General features: G+C 52.7%; 13 protein-coding genes. 12 read left to right on the top strand and 1 reads right to left on the bottom strand.

The window, feature by feature from the left end:
- Positions 1 to 96: 96 nt before the first annotated feature.
- A complete protein-coding gene (locus PGL01S_RS04000) occupies positions 97 to 1,122 on the top strand; it encodes a PocR ligand-binding domain-containing protein (RefSeq protein ID WP_127491649.1) in 1,026 nt (341 codons plus the stop codon).
- 24 nt (positions 1,123 to 1,146) lie between these two features.
- On the opposite strand, the gene PGL01S_RS03995 is transcribed toward PGL01S_RS04000, so the two are convergent.
- Positions 1,147 to 2,016 carry an AraC family transcriptional regulator gene (locus PGL01S_RS03995; protein WP_127491647.1) on the bottom strand — a complete coding sequence of 290 codons (870 nt, stop codon included), beginning with the start codon at positions 2,014 to 2,016 and terminating at the stop codon, positions 1,147 to 1,149.
- A gap of 127 nt (positions 2,017 to 2,143) precedes the next feature.
- On the opposite strand from PGL01S_RS03995, the gene PGL01S_RS03990 reads away from it, so the two are divergent.
- The 11 genes from PGL01S_RS03990 to PGL01S_RS03940 all read left to right on the top strand — a co-directional run bounded on the left by PGL01S_RS03990 (position 2,144) and on the right by PGL01S_RS03940 (position 19,458).
- The gene (locus PGL01S_RS03990; protein WP_244935502.1) at positions 2,144 to 3,193 is read left to right on the top strand and encodes a Gfo/Idh/MocA family protein; all 1,050 of its coding nucleotides are present in this window, start codon (positions 2,144 to 2,146) and stop codon (positions 3,191 to 3,193) included.
- A gap of 15 nt (positions 3,194 to 3,208) precedes the next feature.
- Positions 3,209 to 3,940, top strand: a complete 732-nt coding sequence (locus PGL01S_RS03985) for a ThuA domain-containing protein (RefSeq protein WP_127491643.1) — start codon at positions 3,209 to 3,211, stop codon at positions 3,938 to 3,940.
- A gap of 205 nt (positions 3,941 to 4,145) precedes the next feature.
- Entirely contained in the window at positions 4,146 to 5,153 is a 1,008-nt protein-coding gene (locus PGL01S_RS03980) for a LacI family DNA-binding transcriptional regulator (protein ID WP_127491641.1), read from the top strand.
- Positions 5,154 to 5,233: 80 nt separating this feature from the next.
- Positions 5,234 to 7,009 (top strand): sensor histidine kinase, encoded by a 1,776-nt coding sequence (locus tag PGL01S_RS03975; RefSeq protein WP_127491639.1) that lies wholly within the window; start codon positions 5,234 to 5,236, stop codon positions 7,007 to 7,009.
- Entirely contained in the window at positions 6,987 to 8,591 is a 1,605-nt protein-coding gene (locus tag PGL01S_RS03970; RefSeq protein WP_127491637.1) for a response regulator transcription factor, read from the top strand. The genes PGL01S_RS03975 and PGL01S_RS03970 overlap by 23 nt, the downstream gene beginning before the upstream one ends.
- A gap of 75 nt (positions 8,592 to 8,666) precedes the next feature.
- A complete protein-coding gene (locus tag PGL01S_RS03965; RefSeq protein ID WP_127491635.1) occupies positions 8,667 to 9,581 on the top strand; it encodes an ABC transporter permease in 915 nt (304 codons plus the stop codon).
- A 10-nt stretch (positions 9,582 to 9,591) separates the two neighbouring features.
- On the top strand, positions 9,592 to 10,473 hold the full coding sequence (locus tag PGL01S_RS03960) for a carbohydrate ABC transporter permease (RefSeq protein WP_127491633.1): 882 nt from the start codon (positions 9,592 to 9,594) through the stop codon (positions 10,471 to 10,473).
- Positions 10,474 to 10,537: 64 nt separating this feature from the next.
- On the top strand, positions 10,538 to 12,145 hold the full coding sequence (locus tag PGL01S_RS03955; protein ID WP_127491630.1) for an ABC transporter substrate-binding protein: 1,608 nt from the start codon (positions 10,538 to 10,540) through the stop codon (positions 12,143 to 12,145).
- A gap of 84 nt (positions 12,146 to 12,229) precedes the next feature.
- Positions 12,230 to 17,290: a glycoside hydrolase family 66 protein gene (locus tag PGL01S_RS03950; protein ID WP_127491628.1), complete on the top strand. Its 5,061-nt coding sequence runs from the start codon at positions 12,230 to 12,232 to the stop codon at positions 17,288 to 17,290.
- Positions 17,291 to 17,444: 154 nt separating this feature from the next.
- Positions 17,445 to 18,140, top strand: coding sequence for an SDR family oxidoreductase (locus tag PGL01S_RS03945; RefSeq protein ID WP_127491626.1), 696 nt, complete (start codon positions 17,445 to 17,447; stop codon positions 18,138 to 18,140).
- Between the two features lie 166 nt (positions 18,141 to 18,306).
- Positions 18,307 to 19,458, top strand: a complete 1,152-nt coding sequence (locus PGL01S_RS03940; RefSeq protein WP_127491624.1) for a GntR family transcriptional regulator — start codon at positions 18,307 to 18,309, stop codon at positions 19,456 to 19,458.
- Positions 19,459 to 19,468: the final 10 nt, after the last annotated feature.

Genomic DNA, 19,468 nt, shown 5'->3' with positions numbered 1-19,468 from the left:
GTTTTTATGCTCATTCTTTCCTGGAATTGTACTATTTTGTCCTGACGACGCGTTCTAGTATAATAAAGGCATCCCTTCAGGTTTGGAGCGATCTCAATGAACGCAAGATACGATCTGAAACAAATTATGGACATCGACAAATGGCATAAGCTTCAGGATTCCATGTCTCTTGTAACGAAGATGGCGATTATTACGGTCGATTACAAGGGTATCCCCGTCTCCAAGCATAGCGAATGCCAGGCTTTCTGCCGCGAGGTGCGGAAGGACCCTGCGTTATCGTCCTATTGCCAGAAATGCGACGCGCGCGGGGGACTTGAGGCAGTCCGGTCGAACAAGCCTTATATTTACCAATGCCATTTTCAAATTCTCGACATAGCGATTCCGATTGTGGTGGATAACCAATATATTGGCGCGGTTATGGCGGGACAGGTGAAGCTGAGCGATCCCCAAGTGCCGATTGAGCAGATTGTGACAAGGCCGCCCAATGCGGAGACGGATAAAAAGTTCAACGCTCTGCAGGAGCAGTACCGGTCGCTGCCGGTGTTGTCTTACGAGGAAGTAGAGAAGATCGCCGATATGCTGTTCCATCTGTGCAACTATATCGTGGAGGAAGCGATCCGCAAGAGCGACATGCTTCAGATGTACCGGGACTCCTTGTCCCGGGAAAATCCAACGGCTGCTCCGGTTCAAGCGATTGATTCTCCTTATGAGCACATTCAAGCGCTGCAAAGCGAACTGTCCAATACGCTGATTGAGAAAAAGCTGAAGAAATCCTCCGGCGTCTACCAGGCTGGCAACTCGATTTTGCAGCCGGCCTTTGATTATATTTACCGCCATAAGCATGAGAATGCGGACCTCAAGGAGATGGCTGCCTTATGCCATGTCAGCCCGAGTTATTTCAGCCGGATCTTCACGAGGGAAACGGGCGAGAATTTCTCGGTGTTTGTTCCGCATCTGAAGATCGGCTGGGCGAAGGAGCTGCTCGAGACAACGGAGCTGTCCGTCAACCAGATCAGCGACGAGCTTGGCTTCGCCGACGCGGGTTATTTTATTAAGACGTTCAAAAAGTTCGAGAGCCTTACGCCTGCCGCATACCGGAAAATCTACCGTGAAAAGGCCTGACCGTCGCTCACCTTGAATTCTAATTCACCTTGTCCCTTTGTAATAAGCAGGGGAGAGTCCAACGTATTTCTTGAACACTTTGCTGAAATAATAAATATCGCCGAAGCCAACCAGCTCGGCGACCTCGCCGATGGTCATTTGCGTTTTCTCCAGCAGCTCCCGGGCCCGGTTCACCCTCACTTTATTGACATAATGCGTGATAGAGCAGCCGGTAATTTTGTTAAAGATCCGGTTCAAATAATCGAAATTGCAATCAAATCGGGCTTCGATATCGGAGCCCGTTATTTTGTCCGGGTAATGCTGGTGGATGTAATCCAGCAGCTCGTAAGCGGTAGCCTCCCCTTTGGTGGACCGCTTCCTTGCGCTTTGCAGATGCTCCGCAAGATAAGATCGGGACAACTGGACGAATAGCTCCGCCAGCTTGAGGGCCGTCATGCTGCGGTTATAATTTTTCCGCTGGTATAGCTGCCCCATCTCATTCAGGTGATTGTACACTTGACTCCGCGCGTTTAGGTTAGCCAGGTTAAAGTGCTTCGGGAAGCCATGGCTGCAGCCGGCCTCAGGTTCCTGATCCTCCAGGAAGAAGCTCCTCGCGTAACTCTCCATATCCTCGATATGAACCGTTTGAATATCCGGATGCTTGAAGTGAATGTAGTAATAGTCGCATACATGCTTCTCGAATCCTTCGTGATCCAGATTCGGCTCCAGCATAAACACGTCTCCTTTGCGCAATGCGTAACGCTCGCCATTCTCCTCGATGTGCAGTTCTCCGCTTTTGATGATGTACAGAATATATTCGTCGACGTTTCGTTTGAAGTGAATCCAAGGGCTCGTGTAAGCCACGAATCCAAGAAACGTAACGGTAGGGACAAGCTCCATATTTACGGCCAGCATAACATTCCCCTTTTTTCTAAAAGTCGCTATTGTACAAAAAGTGTCTCGATCCGCCATTTTCAATCATTCTATCACAGGCTAATCTGATGGTGTGGTTTTTAATCCGGGAATCGTTGGGATGGTGCGTATGAGTAAATTAAAAATCGGTATTATCGGACTTGGCGGCATTGCCGACTTTCATAGCGAAGGCATACTTGCAAGCGGGGAGGCCGAGATTTGGGCGATCTGCGACGAGGATGAGAAGCGCCTTGCCGCAAGGCGCGCGCAGTGGAATATTCCCGAGGAGCGTGCTTACCTCAGCTATTCCGAGCTGCTTCGCAATCCGGAGGTGGATGCCGTCACCATCGGCACGCCAACCGTCAGCCACTTCGCCATTGCGATGGCAGCCATCGAGCACGGCAAGCCGTTTGCGCTGGAAAAGCCGGTCGGGATGAACGCGGAGGAAGCGGCCGCCTTGCGGGCGGCTTTGCAGAATAAACCGCTGCCTCATATGATCTGCTTCTCCTACCGCTATAAAGCAGCCGCCCGATACGCCAAGCAGCTTATCGAAGAAGGCAGACTGGGCACGATCCGCCACGTGTATAGCCAATACTTGCAGGAGTGGGGCATCCATGACGATATTCCGCTTGTATGGCGGTTCGTCAAGTCCGTTACCGGCTCGGGAGCCTTTGGCGACCTTGGCTGCCACATCCTGGATCTGACCCGCTTCCTGGTTGGCAATACGGAGCGCTTGATTGCCGATGCGGATACGATTATCAAGCAGCGGGATCTGCTGGACGGCTCCGGCCAAGGCGTGGTAGACGTGGATGACTTCTGCCATGTCCTCTCCCGGATGGAGGGCGGCATATCGGCTTCCATGCTGATCTCCCGCTTCGCTTACGGGCGGGGCAATTATCAGCAGATTGAGATTTACGGCTCCAAAGGCGCTCTTGTCTATAACCTGGAAGCGGCAGACTCGCTTCAAGTGAAGTTCAAGGAGGAAGGCGATGAGCATTTCAGGCAGGCTGACATACCCGACCATTGCCGCACGGGTCAAATGCAGGCGTTCTTTCACCTAGTAAAAGGCCAAGGGGACGGCATGGACGCCACGATAGAAGACGGTTATATCAACCAGCTGGCCGTAGACGCGATCATTCAATCTTTTACCGAAGAACGCTGGATCACCATTCAACAATAGGAGGCACTAACAAACATGAAGCAAATTAAAGTAACCGTATGGAACGAGTATCGCCACGAGAAGCATAACGAGCATGTAAAAGGCATCTATCCGGAAGGCATTCATAATGCGATTGGCGGATACCTGAAAACCATTGAAGGCTTTGAGGTTGGAACCGCTACGCTTGACGAGCCGGAGCATGGCCTCACGGACGACGTACTCAATAACACCGACGTGCTGATCTGGTGGGGGCATCTGGCCCATCATGAAGTACGGGACGATATTGCCGAGAAGGTAAGAGATCGCGTGCTTCAGGGCATGGGACTGATCGTGCTCCACTCGGGCCATGCATCCAAAGTGTTCGAGAAGCTGCTCGGCACGAAGACCGGCGCGCTCAAATGGCGGGATGACGGCGAGAAGGAGCGGCTTTGGGTTATTGAGCACGGCCACCCGATTGCGGACGGACTTGGCGAATACATCGAAATTCCGAAGGAAGAGATGTACGGCGAGCGCTTCGAAATTCCGGCACCGGATGAGCTGGTGTTCATCTCCTGGTTCGAAGGCGGCGAAGTATTCCGCAGCGGCTGCTGCTACCGCAGAGGCAAAGGCAAGCTGTTCTACTTCCGTCCGGGCCATGAAACGTTCCCGATTTATCATCAGCCGGAGATCCTTCACGTGATCAAAAATGCCGTAAATTGGGCGGCGCCGATACACGGAGCAGCAGCATCCTACGGCCGCGTAGAACCTCTAGAAAAAATAAGTAAATAATTTACTATTTCGCAAATATAAGAGTGTATAGATTTTTCTCTATACAGGACTTATATTTCACCGCGAAACGTAAGCTGCACCTCCTAAGGAAGGTGCAGCCGTTTACGCTTGGATTGACAGAAAGTTTTTCAGGGCCATATACTTTGAGGTAACCGGTTACGTAAAATGGACGGGGCAATACTTCATGGAATGAGATGGATGGTCTATGATACCGACAATCAGAGATGTTGCTAGAGAAGCCAATGTATCAATCGCCACTGTTTCCAGGGTTCTAAATGGATTAACAGGCTATTCCGATAAAACCAAGCAAAAGGTGATTAAAACAATAGAGGATATGGGCTATCATCCCAACGCCATAGCGCGTTACCTGAACAACAGGCGCACCCAGACGATTGGGGTGATGTTCCCCGCTGTCACGAACGAGTTCTCATCAGCGGTTCTGCAGGGGATCGAAGAATATGCGCTGGAGCGGGGCTACAGCGTGCTTGTATGCAATACGGCAGTAGACGGGAACCGGACGATGAAGTATCTGCAGGTGCTTCGGGAACGGCAGATCGACGGCATTATTTTCGCAAGCGAAGTGCTTAAGCATGAATACAAGCAGATGCTGGATACGATGCAGGTGCCGATTGTACTCGTTTCCTCCAAGAATGAGGATCCGAAGGTTCCGTTTGTGAAGGTCGATGACCGGCAGGCCTCGTACGATGCGGTACGTTATCTGATCGATAAGGGGCATAAGGATATCGCGATGATCGCCGGTACACCGGAGGATCCGATAGCGGGCATACCAAGATTGCAGGGCTATAAGGATGCCTTGAATGACAAAGGAATTCCGTTCCGCAGCTCGCGGGTTGCTTACGGGGATTTCCATTATGACAGCGGCAAAGCGGCGATGGAGACGCTGCTGGAGCACGAGCGCGGGATAACGGCCGTATTTGCCGCAAGCGACGAAATGGCCGTTGGAGCCATGAATGCTGCCATTCAGCTAGGCATCAGGGTGCCTGAGGATTTGTCCGTGATCGGCTACGATAATATCCGGCTGTCAAGGATGATCTATCCGGCGCTGACGACAGTTGGGCAGCCATTGCTGCAGCTAGGACGAGATGCGGTCGACAAGGTCATTACGATGATTGAAACGGGAAAGATCGTCCCGAGCCTTATTGTTCCGCATGAGATTGTGGAAAGGCAGACAGTCAAGGATTTGCGTACATAAAACAGGAAATGCGTGGCGGGCCAATGCAAGAGGTCTGTCACGCATTTTCTGCTCTTATATTGGGTGCGGGAGGTTCCACCATGTTTGGCAAATCCATGAAAAAAACGAAAAAGCTAAGCTCGCGGTTTGTCCTGCTGTTCTCGGCCGTCACCCTGCCGCTCCTGCTTATCCTGTTTGCCGCCGGTCACTACGCGCAGGATGTCGTGCTCACGCAGGTGGCGAATTCCTATCAGAATCTGGTGAATTCCAATCTGAATATGATCGACCGGAGCCTGGACGATATAACGACGAATATGGTCTACAACGTGGACCATGACGAGAACTTTCAGAAGTTCGGACAGACGGGGCTGTCGGACTCCGAATACTATTTTGCCCAGATGGAGCTGATTCAGAGAAATTCGGCTTACCGCTCCTATTACCATACGGTAGACATGTTCTATGTGTATTCGAAGCCCAATGACATCCTGGCGACAACCAATGTCATCTCGGACACCGACCATGACCAGGTCAGCAGCTGGATTACGCAGACTCTGAATAACGCCGAAGAGCTGCATCCGCTTCTCTATCAATGGAAGATCGTCAAGATTGGGCAGGACTATTATTTGCACAGGGTTGTCAGCGATGATACGACCAATAATGCCTATATCGGCGCCTTGATCAGCATGAATACGTTAAAGCTGCCTCTTCAGGATGTGCGGACGGGCGGCGACGTGCTGTTTGCCGGAGAAGACGGGATGATTCTGTCCAAGCCGTCAGACAGCTTAAGCAAGGATTTTCGGCTTCCGGCCGATAAGCTGGCGAGGAATACGTCCTTCTCCTATTCGGACGGAGGCAAGAAGCTGTTTGTCATTACGAGCAAATCGCCGCTCAGCGGGATCAGCATGGCCGTGGTTCTGCCGTATTCGGATCTCTTGAAAGGGCTGAAGCAATTCCAGACGATTATCAATTTGCTTCCGCTGTTTGTCCTGATTATTCTGCTTGTCTATCTCTTTGTATTCCGGCGCATCATCCTCGCCCCGATTCTCCAGCTGCTTGGCACCATCCGGCGGGTGAAGGACGGGGACATGGAGATGAAGCTGCCGGATTCGCCGATTACCGAGTTTGCGATCATTAATCATACCTTTAACAACATGATGGACGAGATCAAGGACCTAAAGATCGACGTGTACGAGGAACGTCTGAACGCCCAGAAGGCGGAGCTGAAACATCTGCAGACACAGATTAATCCGCATTTTTTCCTCAATACGATGAACATTATTTTTCAGCTGGCGGATTTGAAAAGATACGAGCTGGTGAAGAAGACGGTCCGCCATATGGTCGGCTACTTCCGGTTTATGCTTGGAACGAGCCGGGATACGATCACCCTGTCGCAGGAGCTTGAGCATATCCGCAACTATCTGGAGATTCAGAAGATGCGGTATCAGGATACCTTCGAATTCGAGATCGGGTGCGCGGAGGAGCTTCGGGATGCCCGTATTCCCTCGCTGCTCGTACAGCCGTTTGCGGAAAATGCGATGATTCACGGCATGAGCGTCAAAGGTGAACCGTTCCTGCTTCAAATCACGGCCATGCGGGACGCCGAGGACTCCGGCCTGATGCAGATCGAAGTCAAGGATAACGGCAAAGGCTTAAGCGAGGAGCGGATGGAGGAGCTGGCATCGGAGCAATACAAGCCCTCCTCGGACGATAATCACATCGGAATCTGGAACGTGAAGAAACGGGCGGCGATGCGTTACGGCAGCCTAGCCCGGATCAGTTTCCGGCCAAATGAACCAAAAGGATTAGCCATACGGCTGACTTTACCTATCGATCATACAAAGGAGCGGGATGAAGATGGCGCGGATGCTGGTCGTTGACGACGAGAAATTTGCGGTGGACGGCATTTGCGAATGCAACGATTGGTCAACGCTGGGCATTGAAGCCGTGTATACCGCCAATCACGCCGATGCCGCAAGACAAATCATGAAGGAGCACCGCATCGATATTCTCGTCTGCGATATCGAGATGCCCGACGAGGACGGATTGTCGCTGGTCCGTTGGGTGAAACAGCATTCCCCGCATACCGAGTCTCTGTTTCTTACATGCCACTCGGAGTTTACTTACGCCAAGCAGGCGGTTAACCTCGGCAGCTTCGATTATTTGCTGAAGCCGGTCGACGGCGAGGAGCTGGTGCAGGCGGTCTCCTTAATGCTTCAGGCGGTTAGAGAGAAGGAAGAGAGCGTACAGCATCATGCCGAGTACCGCAAATACGCGGAGCTGTGGCGCAAGCAGCAGCCGCTGCTCGCCGAACGTTTCTGGCAGGATATGTTGTCGAGGCGTCAGCTCTCGTTCGGAGGTTTCCTTGAGCGGGGACTGAAGGATGCCCAAATCGAGCTGGAAGCGGACGGCAGAGTTATGCCTATTCTCATCAGCATCGAAGAATGGCATAAGCCGCTTGATGCGCGGGATCAGGAGATTATGGAGTACGCGGTGAAAAAAGCCGCCGGAGAGCTGTTCCTCTCGGGCGGCGCCGGGGATGTCATTACGGACCGGAGCGGCGTGATGTTCGCGATGGTCTATACGGGAGGAGCCGCCCGGTCTGCGGGCAGCTGGGCCGAGCCCTGCAGAAGGTTCATCGAAGTATGCCGAACCTATTTCTATTGCCAGATCACCTGTTATATCGGAAAGTTCGTTAGCCTTCAGGAAGTGTCCGGGTTATGCGAAGGGCTGAAGGACAAGGAGCGTCATAACGTCAAGGAGTCGCAGTCGGTCATTATGTATGTGCCTCAAGGCAGTACGGCCGCGCCGCTGCTTGTGCCGGACAACATCAACGTAACGGAATGGTCGTCCTATATGCTGAACAAGGAACGGGACAAGGTGATCTCCTTGATTAACCGGAGCGTGGATAAGCTGGAAGCGGGTCAAATACATCAGAACCAGCTGGAGACCTACCATCTGGACACGCTGCAGGTGGTTTACGGCTTTATGCACGTAAAGGGAATCAACCCAAGCCAGGTGCCCAACTTCCCGCTGTGGGCATCGGCTCAAATCCGCAGCTTGTCCCAATACAGGCATTGGGCGGAAAATATCGTCTCTGCCGTCATGGATGCGGCCTTTACTGCATTAGAGAGCAACAGCGTGGTGCAGAAGTCGGTTCAGTATATGAAAGAGAACGTGGAGGAGGACATCTCCCGCGAGGACGTCGCCGCGCATGTCGGTTTGAATCCGGCTTATTTATCCCGCCTGTTCAAGAAGGAGACCGGGCAGAACCTGATTGATTACCTCATCGAGACGAAGATGGCAAGAGCCAGACAGCTGCTCGATACGACGGGAATGACGGTCAGCGCAATCGCGCAGCAGGTCGGCTATTCGAATTTTTCGCATTTTACGAAGATGTTCAAGAAGCAATATGGAGTTAATCCGCAAGAATACCGCAATGTCACAAAACGACTAGACTGAGGTTACAAAAACGGTAGGGAGGTCTGCCGGGCGGCCGTATACTTAGGACATACAAACAACAAGAAGGTGAAACACATGCCCGTGCTGCGACGGCTGCTGAAGCATCGCGCATTGATTATTCTCGCGATACCGGGGATTATCATGCTATTTATCAATAACTATCTTCCGATGTTCGGCATTTTCCTGGCGTTCAAGGATCTGAATTATACGAAGGGCGTATGGGGCAGTGATTGGGTAGGACTGCAGAACTTCAAGTTCCTGTTTGCCTCCAATGACGCATGGATGATCATTAAGCACACGATTTTGTACAATGTCGCTTTTCTGGTCATCAATACGGCATTGGCCGTACTGCTTGCGATTCTGCTCAATGAGGTCAGGCGGAAGGTGCTGTCGAAGTTTTTCCAGAGTGCCGCCATTCTTCCGAACTTTGTATCAATGGTTATCGTTGGCTACCTCGTCTACGGCTTCCTGAATCCGGAGCTTGGCTTTATTAACAAGTCGATTCTCGAACCGATGGGCAAGGAGACGATTGCCTGGTATGCGGAGCCGAAATATTGGCCGTATATTCTCACGATCGTCAATACGTGGAAGACGGTCGGCTACTCCGCCATCGTCTATCTGGCCGCGATTGTTGGCATCGACCAGGAGTATTACGAAGCCGCCCGCATTGACGGGGCGAGCAAATGGAAGCAGATGACCGGCATAACCGTACCGCTCATCACGCCGGTCATTATTATTCTGACGCTGCTTGCGGTAGGCCGGATTTTTAACGCGGATTTCGGCTTGTTCTACCAAGCGACGATGGCTTCGGGGATGCTGAAGGAAACAACCGAGGTTATCGATACCTACGTCTACAACGCTTTGCTGGTAACCGGCGATACGGGGCTCGCATCGTCCGCAGGTCTTCTTCAATCGGTCGTTGGCTTTGTGCTTGTTCTTACGGTCAACTATATCGTGAAGAAATTCAGCAAAGAAAACGCGTTGTTCTAGGGGGCCAAGCATGAAGACGAATAATCGCACAAACCCGTTTATCCTGTTGTTCTTAACCTTGTTCAGTTTGTCTTGTCTCATTCCGTTCTGGCTTGTTTTTATGGTATCGGTGACCAATGAGAACGATCTAACGCGAAACGGCTACACGTTCTGGCCCAAGCATTTCGACTGGGAAGCCTACCGTTACCTGATCCATGATTCCGCGAATATCGCGAGAGCGTACGGGGTAACGATCACGGTTACGCTTACCGGCGTTGTCATCAGTCTGCTGATTACTTCGGCCATGGCCTACGCCTTGTCTCGAACTGAGTTTCCGTATCGGAATGCACTAGGTTTCTATGTATTCTTCACCATGCTGTTCTCCGGCGGACTGCTGCCTTGGTATCTGGTTTATACCCGGTTCCTTCATGTGCAGGATACGCTGCTTGCGCTTATCATACCGGGGTTAATCGGCGGCTTCAACGTCTTTATTATCCGGACGTTCTTTACGAACAGCATTCCGCCGTCCCTTGTCGAGTCGGCTAAGATTGACGGCGCGAGCGAGTACCGGACGTACTTCAGCATCATATTGCCGCTATCCCTGCCGGTTATGGCCACGATCGGGCTGTTCACTATCGTTTCCTACTGGAACGACTGGTTCACAAGCCTGGTGTTTATCAATAACGAGAAGCTGTACTCCTTGCAGTATCTGCTTAACAAAACGCTGATGAACGCTTCGTTCCTGCAAAGCATCGCGAACAAGGCCTACAGCAATACCGCCAATGTGACGCAGCCGCTGGAATCGATCCGGATGGCGATGGCGATGGTGGCGATCGGACCGCTTGTGTTCGTGTTTCCGTTCCTGCAGAAGTATTTCGTCAAAGGGCTGACGGTAGGCGCAGTCAAAGGCTAAGTCCGAACTCGCTTCGGTTTAGTATACAGAACTTAAGCTTGATCATTTTGGGGAGGTCACTTTAATGAAAAGGTTTAGACAAAGCTCGCTTGTTCTTCTGACGCTTATCCTTGCGATTGCGTTTGCCGCAACGGGATGCTCGTCGACGAACAAAGCCTCAAACGGCAACAAGGAAGAGAATACGGCTTCGAGCTCGGCGAATACTTCGGCGGAACCGGCAAAAAACGCAGCGAAGGCGCTTGATCCTTATGAGGTCGTGATGGTGTACCCGGACGCGCCGCAAGCGGATCTGGCTAGCGTACAGACCGGAATGAACGATTATTTGAAGCAAACATACCCGGAATTAAATATGACGGTGAAGCTGAATCCGATTGACTGGGGCGCTTGGAACGACAAGACGAACCTTATGATGGCCTCCAACGAGAAGTTCGACCTGCTCTTCACGGCCGATTGGTTAGGCTATAACCAGCAGGTATTAAAGGGCGGATTGCTTCCGCTTGACGATCTGCTTGCCCAATACGGCCCGGATATCGAGGCGGTGGAAAAGGATTACCACGAGCCGGCCAAACGCGGCGGCAAGCTGTACGGCATTCATACGCATCAGGAGCTGGGCGGCTCGCAAGGGGTCTATCTCGACAAAGCGCTGGTCGACAAATACAACATGGACCTATCCGCTCTGAAATCCGGCAAAGTAGAAGATCTGGAGCCTTTGCTTCAAATCATTAAAGATAATGAGCCGGGCGTAACGCCGCTGGCGGCGCCAAGCTTCCCGCTTGAAGCTTACTATTCGTCGGGCACGCTGGATACAATCTCGAGCGTAGCGGCGGTAAACACGTTAAATACGGATCCGAGCAGCCTTGATGTCATTAATTCTTTTGAAACGCCTCGTTACAAGGAGCTTGCCGACTTGACCCACAAATGGTTCAAAGCGGGCTTTATTAACAAAGACGCGTTGACTCCGGGACTTGATGCATGGAAGAAAATCCAGGCTGGCAAAGCTTTCGCCCTGGTAGGCGATATGGAGATTTTGGCTAATATGGAGATCGGCTCGGTAGCTATAGCGCCTAACGCCTCTATTAAAGCCGGCCATGAAATGATCCAAATCCCGTTAAACGTCGACAGACTGCAAACCGGCAAAATGACGGCAACGATGCAAGCTATATCCAAAACGTCGAAAGACCCGGCACGTGCCATGATGCTGCTGAACCTGTTCTTCAAGGATCAAAAGCTTCTGACGTTGTTCAACTTCGGCGTAGAGGGTAAGCATTACGTGCTGAAGAACGGCCAAATCGCGCTGCCTGACGGCAAAACAACAAACGACACGGGCTTCTATCACGATATTATGTGGCAGATCGGCAACCAGATGCTGAACTACACCCGCGAAGGCGAAGATCCGAACAAATATCAGAACTACGAGAAGTTTAACGAGATGGTCTCGAGCCGTCCAGCCCGTACGTTTGGCTTTATCTTTGATCCGGAACCGGTGAAGAACGAGATTATCGCCATCGACAATGCTAACAAAGCTTTTGTTGACGGACTGAAATCCGGTCAGCTGGATCCGGAGGAGAACATTCCGAAATTGCTCGAGAAGCAAAAAGCGGCAGGCGTGGACAAAGTCATCGCCGAAGCGCAAAAACAGCTTGACGCTTGGCGCGCGGCAAACGGCAAATAAGCAGCATGAAGGGTATAATCCACAGCGGTTATACCCTTCTTATTTAGAACGGCAGACATACGAATTTCATTTTAGGAGGATACGATGAACAAGCTGAATAAAACCCTGCTGCAGTCGCTTGCAGCTATAGTTGCCTTGCAAGGCGCGGTGCCGGTATTCGAAGCGGCAGCCGGTGAACATACGGCGAAGGCTTATGCCGAAACGACAAGCAGTGAACAGCGCCAATTCGTGAAAGCGATTACTTCGCTGACGGTGGATAAGGCCCGCTATACGCCCGGCGAAGAGGCAACGCTGACTTTCGCATTGAAGGACGACAGCTCCTGGAGCGGCGAGCTCAATGTGGAGATTTATCAGTTAAACAAGCTTGTGGCCAAAGGCGTTAAGGCCGTTACGGTCCTGCAGGGGCAAGGAGAGCTGCAGGTAAAGTGGAAGCCGCCGGCGGAGGACTATAAGGGCTATCTGGTGAAGGCTTGGATAAAAGGGGCGGCCAGCGATGATTTTGCAACCGCTGCCATCGATGTGTCCAGCGATTGGAAGAAGTACCCGAGGTACGGCTATGTCGGCGAGTTTCCGAAGGAAAAGGCGGAGCAAAGCGATGCGAAGCTGAAGCAGCTGTCCCAGGACTACTATTTGAACGGCTACCAGTTTTACGATTGGATGTGGCGGCACGATGTATCGGTCTATTCCAAAACGGACAGCAGCGGCAAGCCTATTACCGACGAGAACGGAAATTTCATAACGGAAACGATGGATGCGGATACGCATTACACGGATTTGCTCGGACGCGAATTATTTCCGATGTCGGTGAAGCAGCAGGTGGCAGCCGCCCAGAAATACGGCTCTGCCGCGATGGCTTACGAGATGAATTATGCCGCGAGGGAGAGTTATGAGGATTTTGGCGTCAGCCCGCTATGGGGGCTGTATAACAAGTCGGCGCAGTTCCCGCTTGATACGGGCAACCCGCAGAAGGACCAGAACGGATTTACGTTTGACGTGAACGGCCATCCGACGTCGCTGTTCCTGCAGGATCCGGGCAATACGGAGTGGCAGGCTTTTATTGCGAAGGAATTTAACCGCGCGGTAAACGAGTTTGGCTTTAACGGCATTCATCTGGACCAATGGGGAGCAAACGATAACGACTATTTGTATGATTACAACGGCAACAAACGGTATTATTCGCTTGATTACGATAAGCTGATTAACGCGGTCAAGAATTCGTTGACCGTCAATAACCCGAATAGAAACGATGTGACCTTCAACATGGTCGGCGGCAATGCGGAATACAGCGCGGTGCCGAATCCGGCCACCAAGACGGACTTTGATTACAGCGAAATCTGGCAGGACCGGAATCAATACCGCGATCTTCAGAAGGTTGTGGAGGGTACGCGCTCCGCAAACGGCGGCAAAGCGATGGTTATCGCGGGCTATATGAACTATAAGCAGGCGACCGGCGTAACGACCCGAGGAACGGAAGCGGAGGATGTTCCGGCCACTGTCGATTACCAGTCCCGGATAACAAAGGCTTACGGATGGGTTGGCAACTTCGGACGCAAGGATGCCGACGCGGTGACCTTTACCGTAACCGTTCCGGAAGCAGGGAGTTACAATCTTGTTCTGAATTACGGACAAGGCAACGGGACGGCTGGACCGGAAGGCAAGCTGTCCGTAAACGGCGAGGTTGCGGAAGGCGCTATTCCTTTTTCGGTCAATACGGGCTGGGGGAATCCAACCGCGCAATACACAGTGCCGGCGGAGCTTAAAGCCGGTGAGAACACGGTTAAGCTGACGCTCAATACGAACAACCTGTGGCTGAACCTGGCCAGCCTGGACGTGGTGGGAAGCGGCGTGAACGACCGTTACGAAGCGGTGGACGCCAAGCTGGATACGACTATCGTCGATCAGTACAGCAACGTCTACTATTTCGATACAAAAGGCGATTATTTGAAGTTCCGCGTCCGCGTGCCGGAAGCGGGCGATTATCCGCTTGGCTTCAGCTACGCGTCGGATTGGCAGACGGTAAGCCGGGACCTGGTCGTTAACGATCAGCCTCAGGGCAGCCTTGCTTTCCATGGCAACGGCACTTGGGATAAGTTTGTTACGCATAGTGGACTGGCGACCGTTCATCTGGAGGCTGGCGATAATACGGTTATGTTGAAGGCGCCAACGGATGATCTGGGCATCAAGCTGCGGTATATGACTGTCGGGGACAAAAAGTACGAGGCGCTATATGCGGATATCCCGCAGACGAACAGTATTTCCTACAATGAGAGCAAGACGGATAATTTCGGTCAGGCCGGTCAAACGATAACCTATGAGGTGAATCTGGCAGATGCCGTTGATCGGATTACGGTGCTCTATCATGGCGACAACAGCCCAACGATGTCCGTGCTGGTAGACGGCGAGCCTGCGGCGAGCGCGCAAAAGGTGTTGTTCCCGAAAACGCCTGGCGGCTGGGGCGGCGCGATGCAGCGGATGGCGCTGGAGGCAGCGGTTCCGGCCGGCCATCATGCGATTACGCTCCGGATGGAATCCAGCGGCCAATATACGAATGTCGGCGGGCTGCTGGCCGGCGGCTACGAATACAGCACGGGAAGCGCGGTGACTGGCGGAGGCGTCATTCCGGTGGTTGGTTATGCCTCCGATTTTAACAACGAAAACGACCGGCTTGCGTTCAACGTAGACGCGGAGGAAGCGGGAAGCTATGATCTGCATTGGTTCTACCGGAATAACGGGTCGGATGTTGTGCCGCTAAGCCGCTCGGTTTATATCGGGGACGGAGCAGGTCAGACGGTAAGCTTTGCGCCTACGGCTAGCGACGAATGGGGCGAAGCCGTGTTAAGCGGAGTACAGCTTCAAAAAGGCGCAAACCGGGTAGTGATCAAGATGCTTGAAGGCAGCGACAGCGGCATTCAGCTGGACAAGCTGAAGGTTATTCCAGCAGGAGGCGGCAGCCTTGCCGAGCGCTCCTATGAGGCGGAAAGCTTAAACACGGAAACGCCGTTTTCGTTATACAAAGACACGGTAATGAATTTCAGCGAAGTCGGACAGCAGGTCACTTATCCGGTCACGATCCCGCAGTCCGGAGAGCAAAGCCTGATCTTTACGTATTCCAACCCGGGGGCGTTCACGACCCGTTCCATCTATATAGATGGCGTAAGAGCCAAGGATGCAAACGGGAATACTCTTAAGCTGGGATTATCGGGGACGGACAACAAAGACCGTTACAGCGGCGACGGGTACGTGATTATCCCGCATATGACGGCTGGGCAGCACACGGTGACGCTTAAGATGGAAGAGGACGATGAACCCGGCATGATTCAGCTGCGCGGCGTAACGGCAGGCTATTTCGACGAATCTTCCGTGCGCTTGATGGATGCGGCGCTGGCATCTATGGGAGCCACCCATATCGAGCTGGGCACGGCGGAGAAGCTCGGGGAGGGGCCAAATATGCTGGCTCACGAGTATTACCCGAACCGCAGCAAGAAGATGACGGAAAGCACGAAGGAAGCGATGAAGGATTATTACAAGTTTTTCGCGGCGTACGAGAACCTGCTCTTCGACAGTAAGGCCGATTCTGACGCTACAATTGGCGTTAAAACCGCAGGAGGAAACGATCTGGCGCTAAGCAAGGACGGCTCGGAAAATACGCTCTGGTATACCGTCCGCAGGAATGCTTCGAACGAAGGCTATGAACATTACGATATTATCCATCTTGTTAATTTGCTCAATAACGACTCCGACTGGAGAAACGCGGCGAACGAGCCGGAGAAGCAAGGCGATCTGAAGGTTGATTATGCGGTTGGCGTCACCAAGCAGGAAGCTGCGGGGCTTAAGGTGTTTGCGGCTACCCCTGACCGTGGGGAAGGCGCCATGACGGAGCTGGCTTATACCTGGAATGGCGATCATATTGCGATTGATGTTCCGTCAGTAGATTATTGGACGATGCTGGTCGTAGACCGCGATCCGAAGCAAGGGCAGGTACAGCAGCTTGATCTAAACGGCAGTGCGGGATCAGGCGGGGGCACGACGGTTATACCGCCGTCTGAGGGCAGTCGCATCGTAACCGAACAGGATGTGAACAACGCCGCAAACGGTCAAGTGGCCATCTTATTGGAAAAAGGAACGGACCGCGTATTGCTCCCTGTTTCGCTCATCGGCAGCCTCGGCACGAATAAACTAGCGCTTCGGGCAAGCGGCGGTCTTACGCTGCAGTGGAATCCTGATACGCTGAAGAAGCTTGCAGGTTCGGCGCCGGCCGGAGCCTATATGGAGCTTGAGCTGAAGCCGTTGCCGTCCGCCGCAGCGCCTGCCGTTGCGCCAGCCATGAAGCTTAAAGGTACCGTCTATTCCATTGAGCTGAATTTGAAGGCAATGGACGGAAGGCTGCTGACATCCGCTCAGTCCCATCTTCAGGCTGAAGTGGAGTCTGAAGTGTCAGCTCCCAAGCTAAAGGGTAAGCTGCTTGGTTTGTATGTCTATGACCGCGAGAATAGTCAGTGGAAGTATGCGGGCGGCAGATACAAGGCTTCAAATGGCAGCTTTACGGCTGAATTAAATACCTCAGGCACCTTTGCCGTATTTGAATACGAGAAGAGCTACCTGGATGTAGGAAGCTCGAGCTGGTTCTACGAAGCCGTTGCTTCGCTGTCGGCGAAGCATGTCGTTAACGGGGTGACCGAGGAGCAGTTTGCTCCTGAACGGAAGGGCACCCGCGCCGAAGTGATGACTATGATTGTCCGTGCGCTAAATCTGAGCGGGAACGGGACCTCCTCTGCAGTCGGATTTAAGGATGTTCCGGCAGGTGCCTGGTATAGCAAGGAATTAGCCACCGCTTATGAAGCGGAGCTCATTCAAGGAGATGCTTCAGGACGCTTTAACCCGAACGCTCCAATTACCCGCCAGGAGCTGGCCGTCATGCTGCTGAGAGCTTATAAGCTTGCAGGCGGCGAATTGCCGGAGGCTGAGGCCGGCAGGACGCGGTATGCCGATGCGGCACTAATAGCCGCCTGGGCGAAAAAGGAGATTGCCGAAGCCAGCGCGGCCGGCCTGATGCAAGGGGACGGCAACGGGCAATTCGCTCCGGGTCGTCAAGGCACCCGCTCGGAAATTGCGCAGGCCATCGATAATTTACTGGAAAAGATCTAAAGATCCAGGGTGTAACCTTCCCTAGGCTGAGCAGCTCTATCTGCTCAGCCTTTTTAATAGGAACTCCTTATATTATCAAAGAATCTGCTAAGGTATGTGTACATGCCTTTATGCTATAGTTAATAGAATGGAAGATTAAGGAGGAGGTTGCGCTGTGAATATACTTATTACGGGTTCCAATAGAGGTCTGGGTTACGAAATCGCTGCCGAAGCGCTGGAGCGCGGGCATCATGTTCTTGCCGGCGTGCGCGATACCGCGGCGCCGGGCAAGCTTGCCGAACTTGCCAAGCCATACGGCGGGCAGCTGGAGCTTGTGGAGCTGGATGTTACGGACGAAGCGGGAGTTGCCGCGTTAGCGGGGACCTTGCGGCAGCAAGGAAGAGCCATTGGCGCAATCGTCAATAATGCCGCCATTCTCGTAGAACGCAATACCCCGATTGAGCAGTTGAATATCGAGGAAGTCGCTAAAACCTTCGATATTAATCTGTTTGGGCCAATGCGGGTCGCAAAGCATTTCCTTCCGTTAGTAACGGAGAAGCATGGAGCCATCATCAATATTTCTTCCGAAGCGGGCAGCATCTCGAATGCTTATCCGGGTGATTACCCGTACGGCATCTCGAAGACGGCGCTGAATATGTTCACGCAGCAGCTCCTATCCGCCGTAAGGGAGCGGGGCATTCAAGTGCTTAGCGTACATCCGGGCTGGATGAAGACGGACATGGGCGGGGAGAACGCGCCTACCGATCCGCGCCAAAGCGCGAAGGGTATTCTGGATATGATCGAAGGTCAGCTCGTGCCGAAGGGCAAGTTCAATTTTGTCGATTATACGGGCAAGGAAATGCCGATCTAGCTATGTAATCGTTGTTGAAAGCCTGTCTCCCGACCGGGAATACAGGCTTTTTGAGTTGTCGTTATTCTGCAGTTGATATGTCATTTCATCTTGGCAAATAACATATATCATGATATATTGTTATATAATAAACACTTGTCAGAGGGAAGACGGGGGAACGAACAGGATGAACGAATCATCGAAACCGATGTATGAACGGATTTTCGAAGCACTCCGCGAAGACATTATAGAGAAGAAATATACGGCGGGCGACCGGGTTCCTTCGGAGAAGGAGCTGGGCGACGAATACAACGTGAGCCGGATTACGAGCAAGAAGGCGCTGGAGCTTCTGGCTAACGAAGGCTATATTATCCGGCAGCCGGGACGCGGCTCTTTCGTATCGGATCAGCCGGCGCCGCAGCCGAAGCAGCAGGCAGCAGCCGGGACCCCGGCACAGAAGGCGCGCAAGGAAGACGGCAAGCTGCTGATTGGCCTTGTCATTACCGATTTTGCGGACAGCTACGGCAACGGGCTGATTTACGGCATGGAGGAAGCCTCCCGCCATCATAACTGCTACCTGGTTCTTCGGCGTACGTTCGGCATGCCAGCCCTCGAAGAGGAGGCAATCAAGGGACTGCTGGAGCTTGGCGTGGACGGACTCATTATTTTCCCGGCGCAAGGCGAATACTTTAATGCCGAAATTTTGAAGCTGGTCATTAACCAGTTCCCGTTTGTGCTTGTCGACCGCCATCTGAAGGGGATCTCGGCCAGCTCCATTGCAACGGACAATGTAGGCGCCGCCAAGGACGGAACAAACTACTTGTTTGAGCTTGGACATAAATCAATTGCATTCCTGACGCCTCCGCCGGTGGACACAACCGCTATCGAGGAGCGGATCGAAGGGTTTATACAAGCCCATGCGGAGAAGGGGATAGTTGTTGACCGGGAGATCTGGATGGAGAATATTACGTCTACGCTTCCGAAGCACAATACGGAGGAGAACAAGCAGGAGGATATTCAGAAGCTGATCAGCCATCTGAACAAGCACCCGCAGATAACGGCGCTGTTTGCGACGGAATTCAATATCGGGCAGATCGCTTTTCAGGCGGTGCAGCAGATGGGCAAGTCCGTGCCTAAGGACTATTCGATTGTCTGCTTCGACTGTCCGGAAACCAATGGACGTTACCCGTTTACCCACCTTAGCCAGAATCAGCACGAGATGGGGCGCGTTGCTTTCGAGAACGTGCTTAAGCTGTGGGCCGGGCAATCCGTACCGAATAAAATTCTGCTGGATGCTGCGCTTGTTGTCAGCGACTCGACAGGTCCGGCCCCATCCTAGTTTTCAAGTA

This window comes from Paenibacillus glycanilyticus NBRC 16618, from assembly GCF_004000805.1.
Taxonomy (GTDB): domain Bacteria; phylum Bacillota; class Bacilli; order Paenibacillales; family Paenibacillaceae; genus Pristimantibacillus; species Pristimantibacillus glycanilyticus.
Note: the sequence above shows the minus strand (reverse complement) of the source record. Positions and strands in the feature narration are given on the sequence as shown.

Excerpts from the sequence above, each read along its gene's own strand:
- PGL01S_RS04000 (WP_127491649.1), top strand. The coding sequence starts at position 97 with ATGAACGCAAGATACGATCTGAAACAAATTATGGACATCGACAAATGG.
- PGL01S_RS03995 (WP_127491647.1), bottom strand. The coding sequence starts at position 2,016 with ATGCTGGCCGTAAATATGGAGCTTGTCCCTACCGTTACGTTTCTTGGA.
- PGL01S_RS03990 (WP_244935502.1), top strand. The coding sequence starts at position 2,144 with ATGAGTAAATTAAAAATCGGTATTATCGGACTTGGCGGCATTGCCGAC.
- PGL01S_RS03985 (WP_127491643.1), top strand. The coding sequence starts at position 3,209 with ATGAAGCAAATTAAAGTAACCGTATGGAACGAGTATCGCCACGAGAAG.
- PGL01S_RS03980 (WP_127491641.1), top strand. The coding sequence starts at position 4,146 with ATGATACCGACAATCAGAGATGTTGCTAGAGAAGCCAATGTATCAATC.
- PGL01S_RS03975 (WP_127491639.1), top strand. The coding sequence starts at position 5,234 with ATGTTTGGCAAATCCATGAAAAAAACGAAAAAGCTAAGCTCGCGGTTT.
- PGL01S_RS03970 (WP_127491637.1), top strand. The coding sequence starts at position 6,987 with ATGGCGCGGATGCTGGTCGTTGACGACGAGAAATTTGCGGTGGACGGC.
- PGL01S_RS03965 (WP_127491635.1), top strand. The coding sequence starts at position 8,667 with ATGCCCGTGCTGCGACGGCTGCTGAAGCATCGCGCATTGATTATTCTC.
- PGL01S_RS03960 (WP_127491633.1), top strand. The coding sequence starts at position 9,592 with ATGAAGACGAATAATCGCACAAACCCGTTTATCCTGTTGTTCTTAACC.
- PGL01S_RS03955 (WP_127491630.1), top strand. The coding sequence starts at position 10,538 with ATGAAAAGGTTTAGACAAAGCTCGCTTGTTCTTCTGACGCTTATCCTT.
- PGL01S_RS03950 (WP_127491628.1), top strand. The coding sequence starts at position 12,230 with ATGAACAAGCTGAATAAAACCCTGCTGCAGTCGCTTGCAGCTATAGTT.
- PGL01S_RS03940 (WP_127491624.1), top strand. The coding sequence starts at position 18,307 with ATGAACGAATCATCGAAACCGATGTATGAACGGATTTTCGAAGCACTC.